Genomic DNA, 16,365 nt, shown 5'->3' with positions numbered 1-16,365 from the left:
CGCACGGGGGTGCACTGAACCCTCGACATATGTCGAGCAGCCGTCTCCTCCGCACCTTCTAGCGTGCGATCAGGGCGCCCATCAGACGGCGCGAGATCGAGGGGACCCTATGTCGACAGAGCCCGTTCCCGTCGGTCACGCGCATCCGCAGACCGACTCGTTCAGCGCGATCGGGAACGTCTTCTACTTCGTCGCCGATCTCGATGCCGCGGTCGAGTGGTACGCGGCGCGACTGCACCGCCGGCCCACGATTCGAGGGGGAGCGCTGGTCGCATTCGAGCTGGGTGGTTCGCGTCTGACGCTGCACGCCGCGGACGAGGTGAACTCGCCTGGGCCGTCCGGGACGGTGCCGTACTGGACCGTATCCGACGTCGACGCGATCGTCGCGGACTGGACCGCCCATGGGGCACGGACTCATCGTGGACCGAAGACGGTCTTCACCGGCGAGCGGCTGTGTCAGCTTCTGGATCCGTTCGGCAATCTCTTCGCCGTTCGAGAGGAACCGTCAGACAGGGTGGACGAGCACCGATGACCGCCGCAGCCGATGCGACCGAATCCCGCCCCGTCTCCGCGTGGGCGCCCCTGGCCATTCCCGCGTTCCGGGTGCTGTGGTTCGCACAGCTGGGGAGCAACATCGGCACCTGGATGCAGACCGTCGGCGCGCAGTGGTTCCTCGTCGATGCGGCCGCCGGAGCGACTCTCATCGCCCTCGTGCAGACAGCGAGCCTCGCCCCGGCCGTGCTGTTCTCGCTGCCGGCGGGGGTGCTGGCCGATTCGCTCGACCGCCGAAAGCTGCTGATCTGGGGATCGGCGGCGAGCGCGCTGATCGCCGCCGCACTCACGGTCATCGCGTTCTTCGGTGCTCTCACACCGTGGACGATTCTCGGCTTCACCTTTCTGCTCGGGATCACCTCGACACTGACGTCACCGGCGTGGCAGGCGATCCAGCCCGAACTCGTTCCCCGTCCGCTCATCGGTGCGTCCTCGGCGCTCGGCGGAGTCACGGTGAACGGCGCCCGCGCAGTCGGGCCCGCTCTGGCCGGAGTGGTCCTGTCGCTGTTCGGCGCCCCGGTGGTGTTCGGCATCAACGCGCTCAGCTTCGTCGCCGCAGTCGCTGCGCTGTGGTGGTGGAGGCGTCCACCGCAGCTCGGCCTCGACGACCGCGAACCTTTCGGCGCCGCGCTCCGAGCGGGCGTCCGCTACGTCGCATCCGCCCATCTGGTGCGTCGCATCCTGCTGAGGTCAGCCCTGTTCGCTCTTCCCGCCAGCGCGCTGTGGGCCCTGCTTCCCGTCACCGCCACACGGCTGGGCCTCACCTCGAGCGGATACGGGTTCCTTCTCGGCGCGGTCGGCGCCGGTGCCGTGCTGGGCATCTTCGTCCTGCCCGTCGCCAGAAAGCGATTCTCGGACAACGCGGTGATCGGGGTGAGCGCGCTGCTGTTCGCGGTCGGCACCCTCGCTGCGGCGTTCCTGCCCTTCGTCCCGATGCTGCCGCTGCTCGTCCTCGCCGGCGTCGCCTGGATCGGGACGCTCACGGTGCTCAATGCCGCACTGCAGCTGACCCTTCCCCAGTGGGTGCGATCGCGCGGGGCATCGATCTACATCCTCGTGTTCATGGGGGCGATGGCAGTGGGATCCTTCGGGTGGGGCGCTCTGGCCGGCGCGCTCAGCACGGCGATATCCCTGGCGGCGGCCGCGGCGCTGCTCGTCATCGTGGCAGTGAGTGTCGCGTGGCTTCCTCTTCTGCCTGGCACCAGCACCGTGGACCGCACGGTGTCGATGTCGTGGCCCACGCCCACCCTCGTTCTCGACCCGCAGCCGACCGACGGTCCTGTGCTGGTGCAGATCACCTACACCGTGGATCCCGGCCGCGTCGAGCCGTTCCGCGAGGCCATGCGGCTGGTCGAGGCTTCCCGGCGCCGCACGGGCGGGTATCGGTGGACCCTTCTGCGCAGCGGGGAGGAACAGGATGTGCTGCTCGAGTCGTTCATGGTCCCGTCCTGGGGTGAATACCGGCGTCAGCAGACACAGAGACTGACCGGGCGCGATCGTGAGATCCAGGCCGATGCCCGAGCGCATATCCAGGGCGAGCCCCGCGAACGGCACTACTTTCCCGAGTCCCCGCCGTCTCAGGGCGTCGCCACGCGCTGAGACGGAACCACTGCGCCACGGCGCGCGGCCGTGTCGTGCTCACGCACAGCAGAAAGCCCCGGCTTCGATGTGCATCTCTGCGGAGATGTCGTCGAAGCCGGGGCTCGGTGGCCTCGGAGCGCGCTCCTCGATGTCTGTGAATCGAGAACGCGCTACCGGGTGTCAGACGCCGAAGTACAGCTCGTACTCGAACGGGTGCGGGCGCTGAGCCATCGGCAGGATCTCGTTCTCGTACTTGTACGAGATCCAGGTCTCGATGAGCTCCTCGGTGAACACGCCGCCCTCGAGGAGGAACTGGTGGTCCTCCTTCAGCGCGTCGAGCGAGTCGAGCAGCGAGTTCGGAACCTGGGGGATGTTCTTCGCCTCCTCGGGAGGAAGCTCGTAGAGGTCCTTGTCGACCGGCTCGTGCGGCTCGATGCGGTTCTTGATGCCGTCGAGGCCGGCCATGAGCTGCGCGGCGAACGCGAGGTACGGGTTGCCCGAGGCATCCGGTGCACGGAACTCGATGCGCTTGGCCTTCGGGTTCGAACCCGTGATCGGGATGCGGATCGCGGCCGAGCGGTTTCCGGCCGAGTAGACCAGGTTGACCGGAGCCTCGAAGCCCTTGACCAGGCGGTGGTAGCTGTTCAGCGTCGGGTTGGTGAACGCCAGCAGTGCCGGCGCGTGCGCCAGGATGCCGCCGATGTACCAGCGCGCGATGTCGCTGAGCTGGCCGTAGCCGGCCTCGTCGTAGAACAGCGGCTTGCCGTCGTTCCACAGCGACTGGTGCGTGTGCATGCCCGAGCCGTTGTCGCCGTACAGCGGCTTCGGCATGAAGGTGGCGACCTTGCCCCACTCCTCGGCGGTGTTCTTGACGATGTACTTGAACTTCAGGATGTCGTCCGCCGAGTGCACCATGGTGTCGAAGCGGTAGTTGATCTCCTGCTGGCCGGCGGTGCCCACCTCGTGGTGCGAGCGCTCGAGGATGAACCCGGCCTCGATCAGCTTCAGGGTGATGTCGTCGCGCAGGTCAGCGGTCTTGTCGACCGGGCTGACGGGGAAGTAGCCGCCCTTGTACGGGGTCTTGTTGGCGAGGTTTCCGCCCTCCTCCTCGCGACCGGTGTTCCACGCGGCCTCCTCGGAGTCGACCTTGTAGAAGCTCTCGCCGGCGGTGACCGAGTAGCGCACGTCGTCGAAGATGTAGAACTCGGCCTCGGGAGCGAAGAACGCGGTGTCGGCGATGCCGGTCGAGGCGAGGTACTTCTCAGCCTTCTTGGCGACCTGACGCGGGTCCTTGGAGTAGATCTCCCCGGTGCGCGGGTTGTAGATGTCGAAGATCATCACGAGCGTGCTCGCCTCGCGGAACGGGTCCATGTAGGCCGTCGTCACGTCGGGGATGAGCTGCATGTCAGACTCGTGGATGCTCGCGAAGCCGCGGATCGACGAGCCGTCGAACAGCTGACCGTCGACGAAGAAGTCCTCGTCCACGGTCGCAGCGGGGATGTTGAAGTGCTGCTGGACACCAGGAAGATCAGTGAATCGGATGTCAAGGAACTTGACGTCGTTCTCCTTGATGTAGCTCAGCACCTCGGACGAATCTTTGAACATGTACGACTCCTGGATTGCGGATCGATGGCTTCACGGCCATTGTGCACAGTACGTGCGGGGCGTTACTCCACGGTATCCGCTTTGTTTCGAACGTGTTACGCGCCGGTAGGCTTGTGACGTGACGGACGCTGTGAACACGTACCCCGGAGAACGCCTCGGAATGCCCCGGACGGGTACGGGCAGCATCGCCAGACCGGGCCGGCGGATCGGCGCGCTCCTCATCGACTACCTTGCCGCGACGATCATCGCTACGGGGTTCTTGGGCTACGACCAGTTCGCGCTGCCGAGCGAGGCGGGGCTGACCATGTTCGCTCCGATGGCGGTCTTCGCGGTGCTGCAGATCCTGTTCATCCCGACCGCGGGCGGAAGCCCGGGGCACCGCATCCTCGGGATGCGGCTCGTGCGCCTCGATGGCGGCTGGGTGGGGCTGTGGCGTCCGATCGTGCGCACGCTGCTGCTCGTCATCGTGATCCCCGCCGTCGTGTTCGACGCCGACCAGCGCGGGCTCCACGACAAGGCGACGGGGCTCGTGCTCATCCGCGCCTGAGTCGCCGCGTCACTCCTTGCCGCGGTTGCGGCGTCGGGCCTCACGGGGTGCTCGTCCACCGACGAAGGACCGCGCCGGATCGACGAGGTAGCCCCGACGGAGCGCCTCGCGTCCGATGAGCATCCGGAATCCCATCTCGTCGCGATTGCTCAGCGTCACCTCGGCGAGCACTTCGCGGTCGTGCAGACGGATGAGCATCTCGACGACCAGACGCTCCTGGGCATGGCCTGAGGAGCTCCGCACCGCGCGTCGGTCGTGCACCGGAGACTCCACGACCACCGCGTCCTCCTGGCTGTCCTGCCAGGGCTTGACGCGGAAGCGCACCCACGACACGCCGTCGCGCTCGAACTCGTGGATCTCGAACGCATGCAGCGAGGAGGTCCGCGCACCCGTGTCGATCTTGGCCTTGAGCCAATCGACGCCGAGATCAGGCAGGCTCACCCATTCTCGCCACCCGATAAGGGTGTTTGAATGGTGGGACGACTTGTTCACCCGACCATCCTGGCAGGAAATCCCCGTGAAGATCGCAGTGCTCTCCCGTGCGCCGCAGGCGTACTCCACCCAACGACTGCGAGCCGCGGCTCTTCAGCGAGGTCACACCGTCAAGGTGCTCAACACGCTGCGCTTCGCGATCGACCTCACCGCCGACGAGCCCGACCTGCATTACAGGGGCCGCCAGCTCAGCGATTACGACGCGATCCTCCCGCGCATCGGCAACTCAATCACGTACTTCGGCACGGCCGTCGTGCGCCAGTTCGAGCAGATGGACGTCTACACGCCCAACACGGCCAACGGGATCTCCAGCGCCCGCGACAAGCTGCGGGCGAACCAGATCCTCTCCCGCCACAACATCGCGATGCCGCCCACCGCCTTCGTGCGCAACCGCGCCGACGTGCGTCCCGCGATCGAGCGGGTCGGCGGTGCGCCCGTGGTGATCAAGCTGCTCGAGGGCACCCAGGGCATCGGCGTGATCCTCGCGCCGCAGGTGAAGGTCGCCGAGGCCATCATCGAGACACTGCACTCCACGAAGCAGAACGTGCTCATCCAGAAGTTCATCTCCGAGAGCCGCGGCCGCGACATTCGCGCCCTCGTCGTGGGGGACCGCGTCGTCGCCGCGATGCGACGGTCGGCTGCGGGTGACGAGTTCCGCTCGAATGTGCACCGCGGTGGATCGGTCGAGGCGGTCGAACTCGACCCCGTCTACGAGCGCGCGGCCGTGCGCTCGGCCCAGATCATGGGACTCCGCGTGGCCGGCGTCGACATGCTCGAAGGCGAAGACGGGCCGCTGGTGATGGAGGTCAACTCGTCTCCCGGGCTGCAGGGCATCGAGATGGCCACCAAGCTCGATGTCGCCGGTGCGATCATCGACTACATCGCCGGCCAGGTCGCGTTCCCCGAGATCGATGTCCGTCAGCGGCTGACCGTCTCGACGGGCTACGGAGTCGCCGAGCTCATGGTGCACGGTGCCGTGGACCTGGTGGGCAAGACGCTCGGCGAGGCCGGCCTGTGGGAGCGCGACATCACGGTTCTCACCCTGCACCGCGGAGTCTCGGTCATCCCGAACCCGCGCAAGCACGTCGTCCTCGAGGCCGAGGATCGCCTGTTCTGCTTCGGCAAGCTCGACGAGATGCGATCGATGGTGCCCGAGCGTCGCCGCCGCCGCGCCAAGGTGCGTCGGCTTCCGCGGCAGCCGCTGTCGGAGTGAACGACGAAGCGCGGCCGTTCCTCGGATGAGGGCGGCCGCGCTTCGTTCGTCTGCGGTGGTGCGGGATCAGCGCGGGCGCTGTGCCCTGACCTTGGTGGGGTCGATGCCCTTCGGGATCGGCAGCGAGGAGATCGACTGCGACACGGACTCGATGCGGCGGATCACGGCACCCATCGTGGCCTTGTCGATCACCTTGGGCAGCTTCTTGATCGTCTTGGCGAGGTCGGCGATCGCGACGTCGTCGTCACCGTGGCCGATGTAGATGACGGTCACGGGCACGCCGTGGGCGACGCGGGCGGCCTTGCTGCGCTCGTCGTTGACGAGGCGGCTCAGACGTCCGCGCGATCCTTCGCCGACCACCACGACGCCACCGCGACCGACGGCGCGGTAGACCGCGTCCTGAGTCTTGGGGTTGATGCCGACGGGGGTCTCCGACCCCTGCCAGTTGCGGCCGAGACTGGTGCTGAGCACGTGCCCGGTGGCACCGGGCATGCCGTCGATCTTCTGGTACATGGCCGACGTCGACAGCCGTGTCATGAGGAACATCGCGCCGAGGATGCCGAGCATCAGGCCGGAGATGCCCCAGAGGATCAGGGTCCACACCTGGAACGGCGGGATCAGGTACCCGACGATGAGGCCGACGAGGACGCCGAGCACGAGCATCGCGATCTGGGCCCAGGGGAGCCAGGGGTAGATCTCTCTCGTGAATTTGAAGAGGGATTTGATCTGGGAGAAGAACCCCGGACGCTTCTCGGGCGCGGACGAACGGTTTGCCATGCAACAAGAATACCGACTGCGCGGTGCGCGCATGTCGTCGTTCGCGTCAGGCGGATTCCCGGGCCGGGACGATTCCTGCACCGATGGCGGATCCGGACGATTCGATCCCCAGTGCCGCTGCGGGGCCCTTCTGCCGCCGCGGGTGCGATGGGGTGGGGTGATGGCAGTCAGAGAGTCCCGGATGCGCGATGCGCCCCTCGTGCCGGGCGTGCATCGCGTGATCCGTCGGCTCGACGCCGGGGAAGGCCCGTTCGCGGGCCCCCTGGTGGTTCGGGGAGGATCTGCGGCCGTGCTCGTCGACGTGGGGGAGCTCGGCGGCTGGGCGGGCTGGGCGCATGTGGGGGATGAGCATGTCGCCGCGCCGATCGACCTCGCGCGCCGCTCCGACGGCCACGATGCACTTCTGCCCTGGTGCACGGAGCGCGTGGGCGCACTGCTGGGGCGTCGGGTGCTCGCGGAGGCGCCCCTCGCCGCCGGGGAGGTGACGACGATGGTGGCGAGCCTCCTGCGAGGGGTCGGCGAGCTCGTCCGCTCCGATGACGGCGTCTGCACGGGAGAATGGTGGCTCACCGACGACGGGCGTCCGCTCTTCGTGATCGGCGGTGGCGCCGACGCATACGCGGCCACCGCCCTCCTCGTGGAGCAGTTGCACAAGGACTGCTCCGACCGTGCACTGAGCCGACTGCTCGGTCAGATCGTCGAGGGACTGCGGGCCGTCGGCGGCACCGCGCAGATGTCCCCGCGCAGGCTCGAGCGCTGGGAGACCGATCTGCTCGATACCGCGGCACCGCGACCCCTGCAGCGATCGGTGCAGGAACCGGTGCGGGTTCGGGATCTCGACACCGGACGCAGAGTCGTGCCCGACCCCGTCACCCGGCGCGAGGGGCGCGTCGTGGAGGCGGGCCGTTCTCTTCTTCCCGCCGCGGTGCGAGGCACCCTCGTCGCATGTGCGTCGGTGGTGGCGGGCGCGGCCTCTCGAGGTCTCCGGGCGCTCGGCTCCCGCCGCGGTGTCACCGGAGCCGGAGGTCGCTCGGTCACGCCCGACGCCGCGAAGACGCCACGGCGACCCGACCGTCCGCGGGCGCGGCACCTGCGCGCGGTGGCGATGGCCGGCGTCGCCGCCTCCGTCGTGCTGGCGGCCGGGCTCCTGTGGCCGACCGGGGCGACGCAGGGCCAGGACGACCCCGCAGCGAGCCCCTCCGCCGGGGAGGCCGCGCGGGCTGGGGAGCGCGGTGGAGAGCGCTCCTCGAGGCCGGCGACGCCCGTGGCGCCCGACGACGACGCTGACCCCGCCGAGCCGCAGGCGTCGGCAGAGCCGGAGGGAACCGCAGAGCCCGACGTCGATCCGGCGACGTCGGACGATCCGGTGGTCGCCGCACCCGCGGTGCTCGCCGTCTTCCGCGGATGCCTCGCCGCGAGCGATGCCGTGTGCGCCGATGCGGTGGCCGCCGGTTCGGCCGCCGCGGTCTCGACGTTCGGGAAGGTGCTCGGCGGCACTGCGATCGCTGATGACGACCGGCTGATGTTCGCGCCGGTCGACCAGTACGGCGATATCGCGGTGGTCAAGGTCTCATCGCCTGCCGGTACCACTCAGAAGGCCGCGACTGGGGTCCGCCACTGGATGCTCGTGCTCGTGAGGGTCGACGAGAAATGGCTGGTCCGCGACGCCTACGACGTCGCGGACCAGCCAGGGTGATGCAGTGGGTCAGGCTCCGAGCTGAGCGGCGAACTGCGCCGACTCGAGGCGTGCCTTGACGGCGCCGAGGAAGCGAGCAGCGTCTGCACCGTCGATGATGCGGTGATCGTACGACAGCGCGAGGTAGACGTACGAGCGCACGGCGATCGCATCCGCTCCACCGACCTTGACGAGGCCGGGGCGCTTGACGACCGTGCCGGTGCCGAGGATCGCCGACTGGGGCAGGAACACGACGGGGGTGTCGAACAGTGCGCCGCGCGAACCGGTGTTGGTCAGCGTGAACGTGCCGCCGGCGAGCTCGTCGGGCTTCAGCTTGTTGTCGCGGGTGCGGGCAGCGAGGTCGGCGATCTCATGGGCGATCTCGGCGATGTTCTTCGACGCCGCGTCGCGCAGGACCGGGGTCAGCAGACCGCGCTCGGTGTCGACCGCGATCGACACGTTCTCCGACTCCGGGTAGACGATCTGCTCGCCGTCGACCGTCGCGTTGACGATCGGGAAGGCGCGCAGCGCCTCGGCGGCTGCCAGAGCGAAGAACGGCAGGAACGACAGCTTGTCGCCCGTCTTCTCCAGGAACGATCCCTTGACGCTGTCGCGGTACTCCGCCAGCGCGGTCACATCGACTTCGACGACCGTCGTCAGCTGAGCGGTCTGCTGCATGGACTCCACGGCGCGCTTGGCGAGAACCTTGCGCAGACGCGACATCGGCTGGGTCGTGCCGCGCAGCGGCGAGACCTCGAGCGGCGCGGGGGCTGCCGGAGCGGCAGCGGCGGCGGGTGCTGCGCCGGCGCTCTCCGCGGCCTTGAGCACGTCCTCCTTGCGGATGCGTCCGCCGACTCCCGTGCCCGTGACGCTCGCGAGGTCGACACCCTGCTGCGAGGCCAGGCGACGCACGAGCGGCGTCACGTAGAGGTTGTCGTTCTCGGTCGGCAGCGAGAGCTTCTGCTCTGCGGCCGGTGCCGGGGTCGAGGAACCGCCGGCGGCTCCGCCGGTCGCCTGCTCGGGAGCGGCTTCGGCGGGTGCTGCGACGGGGGCCTCGGCGGCGGGACGCTCAGCGGGCTTGTCGACGGGTGCCTCGGAGACGGGAGCCTGCGCGGCCGGGGCCGGAGCGGCGGCCTGGGCAGCGGGAGCCTCGGCCGCGGGTGCCGGAGCCTCGGCCGGAGCGGCTGCGGGGGCCGCACCGGATCCGACGCGGGCGAGGACAGCACCGACGGCGACGGTCTCGTCTTCGGCGGCGACGATCTCCTGCAGCACGCCGGCGACCGGCGAGGGGATCTCGGTGTCGACCTTGTCGGTGGAGATCTCGAGCAGAGCCTCGTCGACCTCGACGCTGTCGCCGATCTGCTTCAGCCAGCGCGTGACGGTTCCTTCGGTGACGCTCTCGCCGAGTTCGGGGAGGACGATGTCCGTGGCGTCGCCCGAGGCGGCGGGAGCCGACGACTCGGCGGGTGCCGCAGGGGCCGGCTCGGCCGGGGCGGCGGGAGCGTCGGTGGCGGGCGCCGGCGCGGCAGGCTCGGGAGCCTGCGATGCGACCGGTGCGGCCTGCGCGGGGGCATCGTCGGACGGTGCCGCGGCGCTGCCGTCGCCGATGCGCGCGAGAAGCGCTCCGACCTCGACGGTCTCGTCCTCGGCGACGAGGATCTCCTCGATCACGCCCGAGACGGGCGACGGGATCTCGGTGTCGACTTTGTCGGTCGAGATCTCGAGCAGGCCTTCGTCCGCCTGAACGGTGTCTCCCACCTGCTTGAGCCAGCGGGTGACCGTACCCTCTGTGACGCTCTCGCCGAGCGGAGGGAGGACGACGGATGTGCTCATGACTGAGTCTCCTTCAAGAAGTTAAATGACGCGTGACTAGCTTAGTGAACTGTTCACCGGTTGGTGTTCAGAGGGCGTGCAGCGGCTTTCCCGCGAGAGCGAGGAAGGCTTCGCCGAGTGCCTCGCTCTGGGTGGGGTGCGCATGGATCAGGGGGGCGATGTCCTCGGGGTGAGCCTCCCACGCGACGGCCAGCTGGCCCTCGGTGATGAGTTCGCCCACGCGATCGCCGAGCAGGTGGACGCCCACGACGGGTCCGTCCTTGAGGCGGACGACCTTGACGAGACCGCCGGTCCCGATGATCTCGCTCTTGCCGTTTCCTGCGAGGTTGTACTCGTAGGCGATCACCGCGTCCGCTCCGTGCGCGGCGACGGCCGCATCCTCGGTGATCCCGACGGAGGCGACCTCAGGGCTGGAGTAGGTCACCTTCGGGATCTGCACGTCGGGGACGTTGACGGGGGAGAGCCCGGCGATCCGCTCCGCGACCGCGATTCCCTGCTGGAAACCTCGGTGAGCGAGCTGGAGGCCCGGCGTGATGTCGCCGACGGCCCACACGCCGGGGACGCCCGTACGCAGATCCTGATCGACGGTCACGAACCCGCGGTCGAGGGAGACCCCCGCCTCCTCGAATCCGAGATCGGCGGTGACCGGACCGCGTCCGACGGCGACGAGCAGGTAGTCCGCGGTGAAGGTCTTGCCGTCTTCGAGCGTGACGGTGACCGACGTGTCGTCCTGCACGGCGCTCTGGTACCGCACGCCGAGCGAGTATTGGATGCCGCGGCGTCGGAACGCCCGCTCCAGGCCCTTGCTCATCGCGATGTCCTCATTGGGGACGAGATGCGGGAGGGCCTCGATGATCGTGACCTCGGTGCCGAATGAGCGCCAGACGCTGGCGAACTCGACGCCGATGACACCGCCGCCGAGCACGAGGACGCGCTCGGGGATGACGTCGAGGGAGAGCGCCTGCTCACTCGTCAGGATGCGTCCGCCGATCTCGAGACCGGGCAGGGTGCGGCTGTACGAGCCGGTCGCGAGGATGACATCGGTGCCGACGTACACGTCGTCGCCGACGCTGACAGACCGGTCCGCGTTGACGCGTCCGGCACCGGCGACCGTGGTGATGCCCCGTGCCTTCACGAGGCCCTCGAGCCCCTTGTACTTCTTCGCGACGATCCCTTCGCGGTAGGCGCGCACGCCCGCGGGGTCGATCCCGTCGAGAGTCGCGGAGATTCCCACATGGGCAGCATCCCGCACGTGCTCAGCCACCTCCGCCGCGTGCAGCAGTGCCTTGGTGGGGATGCAGCCGCGATGCAGGCACGTGCCGCCCACCTTGTCCTTCTCGATGAGGGCGACGGACTTGCCCAGCTCGCTCGCGCGCAGAGCCGCGGCGTAGCCGCCGCTTCCCCCGCCCAGGACGACGATGTCGAAGGTGTGCGTGGTCATGGTCATGCCTCCTTGTGGGATGCTTCGGCGAACGCGATGATCGATCGGACCATCGCCCCGGTCGGGCCCTTGCCGGTGAAGCCGTACGGCGCACCGTTGTGCTCTCCGGATCCCGCGATGTCGAGATGCACCCACGGGATCCGCGGCGCATCCTTCTCGTCGGAGACCCGGCCGATGAAGCGGCGCAGGAACAGTCCCGCGTACGAGGCGCCGCCCATGCGGTCGCCCATGTTGGCGTTCTGCATGTCGGCGATGGGGGAGTCGAGCATCTCCTCCATGTAGGCCGGCAGCGGCATGTGCCAGGCGAGCTCGTCGGCCTTCTCCGCCGCGGACAGGAACTCGGCGACCGCGTCGTCGTCTCCGAACACGCCGGTGTGGCGGTGACCGAGGGCCATCAGGATCGCGCCGGTCAGGGTCGCGACGTCGATGATGAGATCGGGATTCTCGCGGCTCGCAGCGACCAGGCCGTCGGCGAGCACCAGGCGTCCCTCGGCATCCGTGTTGGGGACCTCGACGGTCGTGCCGTCGAGGAGGCGGATGACGTCGCCGGGGCGCAGCGCGCGCCCTGACGGCATGTTGTCGGTGATGCACAGCCAGGCGGTCACCCGCACGGGGAGTGCCAGAGCGGCGATGGCGCGCAGGGCAGCGGCGCTGGTCGCGGCGCCCGCCATGTCGAACTTCATGCCGACCATCGACGCCGCGGGCTTGAGCGACAGGCCTCCGGTGTCGAACGTGATGCCCTTGCCGACGAGCGCGATGTGGCGCGTGGCGTTCTCGGGCGCGTAGTCGAGTCTGACCAGGCGCGGGGGCCGGTCGGACCCCTGGGCGACGCCGAGGATCCCTCCGAAGCCCTCTGCGGCGAGCCGCTCCTCGTCGTAGATCGTCACGGACACGTCGAGGTCCGCGACGCTGTCGGCGGCGCTCTGCGCCAGCTGTGCGGGGCTCTGCCACTCCGCAGGCGTCGAGACCAGGTCCTTGATGAGCGCGACGGCCTCACCCACGGCGACCGCCCTGTTCAGAGCGGCGTCGTCGAGTTCGGCATGCAGGACGACGGCGGATGCACGGGTCTTGCCCTGCTCGCGGCGGTAGTCGTCGAACCGGTAGCCGCCGAGCACGGCGCCCTCGGCGGCCGCATCGGCGAACGCCTCGAGCTCGGGGGAGAGGGCGAGGGCGACGGTGGCGAAGCCGGTCAGGGAGCGCAGCGCTGTTCCGACGGCGTCGCGGACGGCGGCGGCGTCGGGGGCGCGTCCCGCACCGACGACGGCGAACGGGAGGGTGGTGACCTCGGGCGCGTACACACGGGTGAATGCGGACGGCGATCCGGTGAAGCCGATCCCCTCGAGCGATTCGGCCAGCCCGGGGTGGGCGGACAGCGAATCCGTCGAGTCCGAGATGTCGGAGATGACGAGCACTGCGGCGTCTGCAGCGCTTCCGGGGAACTGATCTGAGGTGCGCGAGAGCGCGGGAAGCGTCATACCTCCATCCTAGGGATGGTCGGACGTGGGGACGGCGGGCGGCCTGTTCGCTCTCAGCATGACGGTCGTCACCCGTCGCCGCGATGCGGCTCGTAGCATGGACACATGCCCTTCTCCGGAGAGATCCATGAACGTGTCGCGAACGCGCCGGCAGTGCCGCGCGGGCTGCCCCTTGTGCTGCTCCTGACGGGTTTCACCGACGCGGGCAACGCGGTCTCCGGGCTCATCGAGCACCTCCGCGAGACGACCTCTCCACAGCCGATCGCCGTCTTCGACAACGACGTGCTGCTGGACTACCGGGCGCGTCGCCCGGTGATCTCGTTCGATCAGGATCACCTCACCGAGTTCCGCCCCGCTCGGCTCGAACTGTCCCTCGCGACCGATGCGCTCGGCCAGAAGTTCCTGCTGCTGGCGGGCTACGAGCCCGACTTCGCCTGGAACGAGTTCGCACGCACGGTGGTGGAGCTGGCCGACGAGTTCGAGGTGTCCGGGCTCAACTGGGTGCATTCGATCGCCATGCCCGTGCCGCACACGCGCCCGATCGGCACCACGGTGAGCGGCAACCGCCGTGAGCTCACGGTGGCCCATTCCGTGTGGCGTCCCCGCACCCAGGTGCCGGCGACGGCGGGTCATCTGCTCGAGTTCCGCTTCGCCGAGCACGGTGAGCGGGTCGTGGGCTTCGTGCTCCTGGTCCCGCACTACCTCGCCGAGACCGAGAACCCCGACGCCGTCATCGCGGCGGCGGAGAAGCTGATGGCCGCAACAGGGCTCGTGCTCATCCTCGACGTGGTCCAGGACCGTCGTGAGGACTACCTCGCGCGCATCGACGAGCAGGTGCTCGGAAACGACGAACTGCAGCAGATGGTGCATGGACTCGAGCGTCGCTACGACGCCTACATGGCCGGTCGCGACCCCGAGGACGGCTCGTACGATGAGGGCGGGTTCAACGAGCGCGACCTCCCCAGTGCGGACGAGCTGGCCGCCGAACTCGAGCGATATCTTGCTTCGCGGCCGACCGGCGACGAGGACAAGCCCGGCCGGGGCTGAGCTCCCGGTCGAAACTTCGGCCGAATGCGCCGGCATGCCCGCACGTGTGCGATACTAGGACTCTGACCCGTTGTCAATCGATCTTTTCGGAGATCCGACTTGACAAGGGTCTTACTAGTGTCCGAAATGCTCCGGGGCCTGCGAGCGGCCCCGTGAAAGGCGAAACGTGACTCCTGCCACGACGAAGAAGACCCGGACGAAGAAGACCGCCGACGCTCCCGAGGTCGACGCTCCGGTCGAGGAGACGGTCGAGAAGCCCGTCCCGAAGACCGCCGCGCAGCGGGCGGCCGCCAAGCGCGCGCCCGCGAAGAAGAAGAAGGCGGATGACATCGTCGAAGACGACGAGGCTCCCGCCGCCGCAGAGCCCGAGGAAGATGACGAGGACGCGAAGCCCGCGTTCACCGAACCCCTTCCCACCGGCGCGATCGTCATCTCGTCCAACGACGACGAGGACGTGCCGGTCTACTCGACGCAGATCACCGGCGCGACCGCCGACCCCGTCAAGGACTACCTGAAGCAGATCGGAAAGGTCGCGCTGCTGAACGCGGCCGAAGAGGTCGAGCTCGCGATGCGGATCGAAGCCGGTCTCTTCGCGGAGGAGAAGCTGTCGACGATGACCGCCGCCGAGAAGGCCGGTCAGCTGGGACTCGACCTGCAGTGGGTGGCCCGCGACGGCCAGCGTGCCAAGAGCCACCTGCTCGGCGCCAACCTGCGTCTCGTCGTCTCGCTCGCCAAGCGCTACACCGGCCGCGGCATGCAGTTCCTGGATCTGATCCAGGAGGGCAACCTCGGTCTCATCCGCGCGGTCGAGAAGTTCGACTACACCAAGGGCTTCAAGTTCTCGACCTACGCCACCTGGTGGATCCGTCAGGCGATCACCCGTGCCATGGCCGACCAGGCCCGCACGATCCGCATCCCGGTGCACATGGTCGAGGTCATCAACAAGCTGGCCCGCGTGCAGCGCCAGATGCTGCAGGACCTGGGCCGCGAGCCCACTCCGGAAGAGCTCAGCCGCGAGCTGGACATGACGCCGGAGAAGGTCGTCGAGGTGCAGAAGTACGGTCGCGAGCCGATCTCCCTGCACACGCCCCTCGGTGAAGACGGTGACAGCGAGTTCGGTGACCTCATCGAGGACACCGAGGCCGTCGTCCCCGCCGACGCGGTCGGATTCACGATGCTGCAGCGCCAGCTCGAGCAGCTGCTCGATTCGCTGTCGGAGCGCGAGGCCGGTGTCATCCGGATGCGCTTCGGCCTCGGTGACGGACAGCCCAAGACGCTCGACCAGATCGGTGACACGTTCGGCGTGACGCGTGAGCGCATCCGACAGATCGAGTCGAAGACGATGGCGAAGCTCCGCCACCCGAGCCGCTCGCAGTCGCTGCGGGACTACCTCGAGTGATGCAGGCGAACGAGGGCAAAGCGCTCGAGACCCGCGTCGAGGGCAAGACCTACGCGCGAATCCCGCTGCGCACCAGGGTCGTCATGCCGAACGACGACCTGGACTCCGTCATCGCGGAGTACGCGAAGGATGCGGTGCAGCCGGGCGACCTGCTGTTCGTGACCGAGAAGATCGTCGCGATCACGCAGGGACGCTCGTACCGTCTCGATGAGATCACGCCGCGTCCGCTCGCACGGTTCCTCTCCCGGCATGTGGTGCGCACGTCGTACGGCATCGGTCTCGGCATGCCCGAGACCATGGAGATGGCGTTGCGCGAGTGCGGCACGCTGCGGATCCTGTTCGCGGCCGGCGTCTCGGTGCTCTCGAAGGCGATCGGGCGCAGCGGTGACTTCTACCGGATCGCCGGTGACAAGGCCCGTGCGATCGACGGACCCACCAAGAACACGATCCCGCCGTACAACGAGGCGGTCGTGCTCGGACCCAAGAACCCGCGTGACGTCGCTCTGCGGGTGCAGAAGCTGGTCGGTGGCGCGGTCGACGTGGCCGTGGTCGACATCAACGACATCGGCGGCAACATCCTCGGTTCGACTCTCGACAAGGCCGGAGAGCGCCGTCTCGTGCAGATCCTCGGCGACAACCCGCTCGGCCAGGCGACCCAGTCCACCCCGATGGGGATCGTCCGCGAGGTCTGAGCACCACAGCCGCGATACATGCGAGAAGGCCCGGAT

Annotated in this window: 14 protein-coding genes; 8 read left to right on the top strand and 6 right to left on the bottom strand. The window is 68.6% G+C overall.

Annotation, left to right across the window (positions count from 1 at the left end; all coding sequences use genetic code 11):
- The first annotated feature begins 109 nt into the window (after window positions 1-109).
- Entirely contained in the window at window positions 110-532 is a 423-nt protein-coding gene (locus ASD43_RS12155) for a VOC family protein (protein ID WP_056417858.1), read from the top strand.
- Window positions 529-2,151: an MFS transporter gene (locus ASD43_RS12150; protein ID WP_056417855.1), complete on the top strand. Its 1,623-nt coding sequence runs from the start codon at window positions 529-531 to the stop codon at window positions 2,149-2,151. Before ASD43_RS12155 ends, ASD43_RS12150 begins: the two co-directional genes overlap by 4 nt.
- Window positions 2,152-2,313: 162 nt before the next feature.
- Here ASD43_RS12150 and glnA read toward each other — a convergent pair whose 3' ends face one another.
- Window positions 2,314-3,738 (bottom strand): type I glutamate--ammonia ligase, encoded by a 1,425-nt coding sequence (gene glnA, locus ASD43_RS12145; RefSeq protein WP_045253012.1) that lies wholly within the window; start codon window positions 3,736-3,738, stop codon window positions 2,314-2,316.
- A gap of 160 nt (window positions 3,739-3,898) precedes the next feature.
- Between glnA and ASD43_RS12140 the strand changes: the two genes are divergently transcribed.
- The gene (locus ASD43_RS12140; protein WP_149423485.1) at window positions 3,899-4,285 is read left to right on the top strand and encodes an RDD family protein; all 387 of its coding nucleotides are present in this window, start codon (window positions 3,899-3,901) and stop codon (window positions 4,283-4,285) included.
- Between the two features lie 9 nt (window positions 4,286-4,294).
- Here the strand turns inward: ASD43_RS12140 and ASD43_RS12135 are convergent, their stop codons facing one another.
- Window positions 4,295-4,777, bottom strand: a complete 483-nt coding sequence (locus tag ASD43_RS12135; RefSeq protein WP_200946588.1) for an ATP-dependent zinc protease family protein — start codon at window positions 4,775-4,777, stop codon at window positions 4,295-4,297.
- Between the two features lie 25 nt (window positions 4,778-4,802).
- Between ASD43_RS12135 and ASD43_RS12130 the strand changes: the two genes are divergently transcribed.
- On the top strand, window positions 4,803-5,990 hold the full coding sequence (locus tag ASD43_RS12130; RefSeq protein WP_056417849.1) for a RimK family alpha-L-glutamate ligase: 1,188 nt from the start codon (window positions 4,803-4,805) through the stop codon (window positions 5,988-5,990).
- Between the two features lie 66 nt (window positions 5,991-6,056).
- Here the strand turns inward: ASD43_RS12130 and ASD43_RS12125 are convergent, their stop codons facing one another.
- The gene (locus ASD43_RS12125) at window positions 6,057-6,767 is read right to left on the bottom strand and encodes a DUF4191 family protein (protein WP_056417847.1); all 711 of its coding nucleotides are present in this window, start codon (window positions 6,765-6,767) and stop codon (window positions 6,057-6,059) included.
- A gap of 181 nt (window positions 6,768-6,948) precedes the next feature.
- Here ASD43_RS12125 and ASD43_RS12120 point away from each other — a divergent pair, with 181 nt between their 5' ends.
- The gene (locus ASD43_RS12120; RefSeq protein WP_056417844.1) at window positions 6,949-8,463 is read left to right on the top strand and encodes a hypothetical protein; all 1,515 of its coding nucleotides are present in this window, start codon (window positions 6,949-6,951) and stop codon (window positions 8,461-8,463) included.
- Window positions 8,464-8,472: 9 nt separating this feature from the next.
- On the opposite strand, the gene sucB is transcribed toward ASD43_RS12120, so the two are convergent.
- The 3 genes from sucB to ASD43_RS12105 form a co-directional block, all read right to left on the bottom strand.
- Window positions 8,473-10,275, bottom strand: coding sequence for a 2-oxoglutarate dehydrogenase, E2 component, dihydrolipoamide succinyltransferase (sucB, locus tag ASD43_RS12115; protein WP_056417842.1), 1,803 nt, complete (start codon window positions 10,273-10,275; stop codon window positions 8,473-8,475).
- 67 nt (window positions 10,276-10,342) lie between these two features.
- The gene (gene lpdA, locus ASD43_RS12110; protein WP_056417838.1) at window positions 10,343-11,716 is read right to left on the bottom strand and encodes a dihydrolipoyl dehydrogenase; all 1,374 of its coding nucleotides are present in this window, start codon (window positions 11,714-11,716) and stop codon (window positions 10,343-10,345) included.
- A 2-nt stretch (window positions 11,717-11,718) separates the two neighbouring features.
- Entirely contained in the window at window positions 11,719-13,191 is a 1,473-nt protein-coding gene (locus ASD43_RS12105; RefSeq protein ID WP_056417835.1) for a leucyl aminopeptidase, read from the bottom strand.
- Window positions 13,192-13,296: 105 nt separating this feature from the next.
- Here ASD43_RS12105 and ASD43_RS12100 point away from each other — a divergent pair, with 105 nt between their 5' ends.
- The 3 genes from ASD43_RS12100 (at window position 13,297) to ASD43_RS12090 (ending at window position 16,329) form a co-directional block, all read left to right on the top strand.
- On the top strand, window positions 13,297-14,238 hold the full coding sequence (locus ASD43_RS12100; protein WP_056417832.1) for a proteasome assembly chaperone family protein: 942 nt from the start codon (window positions 13,297-13,299) through the stop codon (window positions 14,236-14,238).
- Window positions 14,239-14,404: 166 nt separating this feature from the next.
- Complete coding sequence (locus ASD43_RS12095; protein WP_056417829.1) at window positions 14,405-15,637, top strand: RNA polymerase sigma factor; 1,233 nt, start codon at window positions 14,405-14,407, stop codon at window positions 15,635-15,637.
- Window positions 15,637-16,329, top strand: coding sequence for a coenzyme F420-0:L-glutamate ligase (locus ASD43_RS12090; protein WP_056417826.1), 693 nt, complete (start codon window positions 15,637-15,639; stop codon window positions 16,327-16,329). The genes ASD43_RS12095 and ASD43_RS12090 overlap by 1 nt, the downstream gene beginning before the upstream one ends.
- The last annotated feature ends 36 nt before the right edge of the window (window positions 16,330-16,365 follow it).

The sequence above is a fragment of the Microbacterium sp. Root553 genome, from assembly GCF_001426995.1.
Taxonomy (GTDB): Bacteria; Actinomycetota; Actinomycetes; order Actinomycetales; family Microbacteriaceae; genus Microbacterium.
Note: the sequence above shows the minus strand (reverse complement) of the source record. Positions and strands in the feature narration are given on the sequence as shown.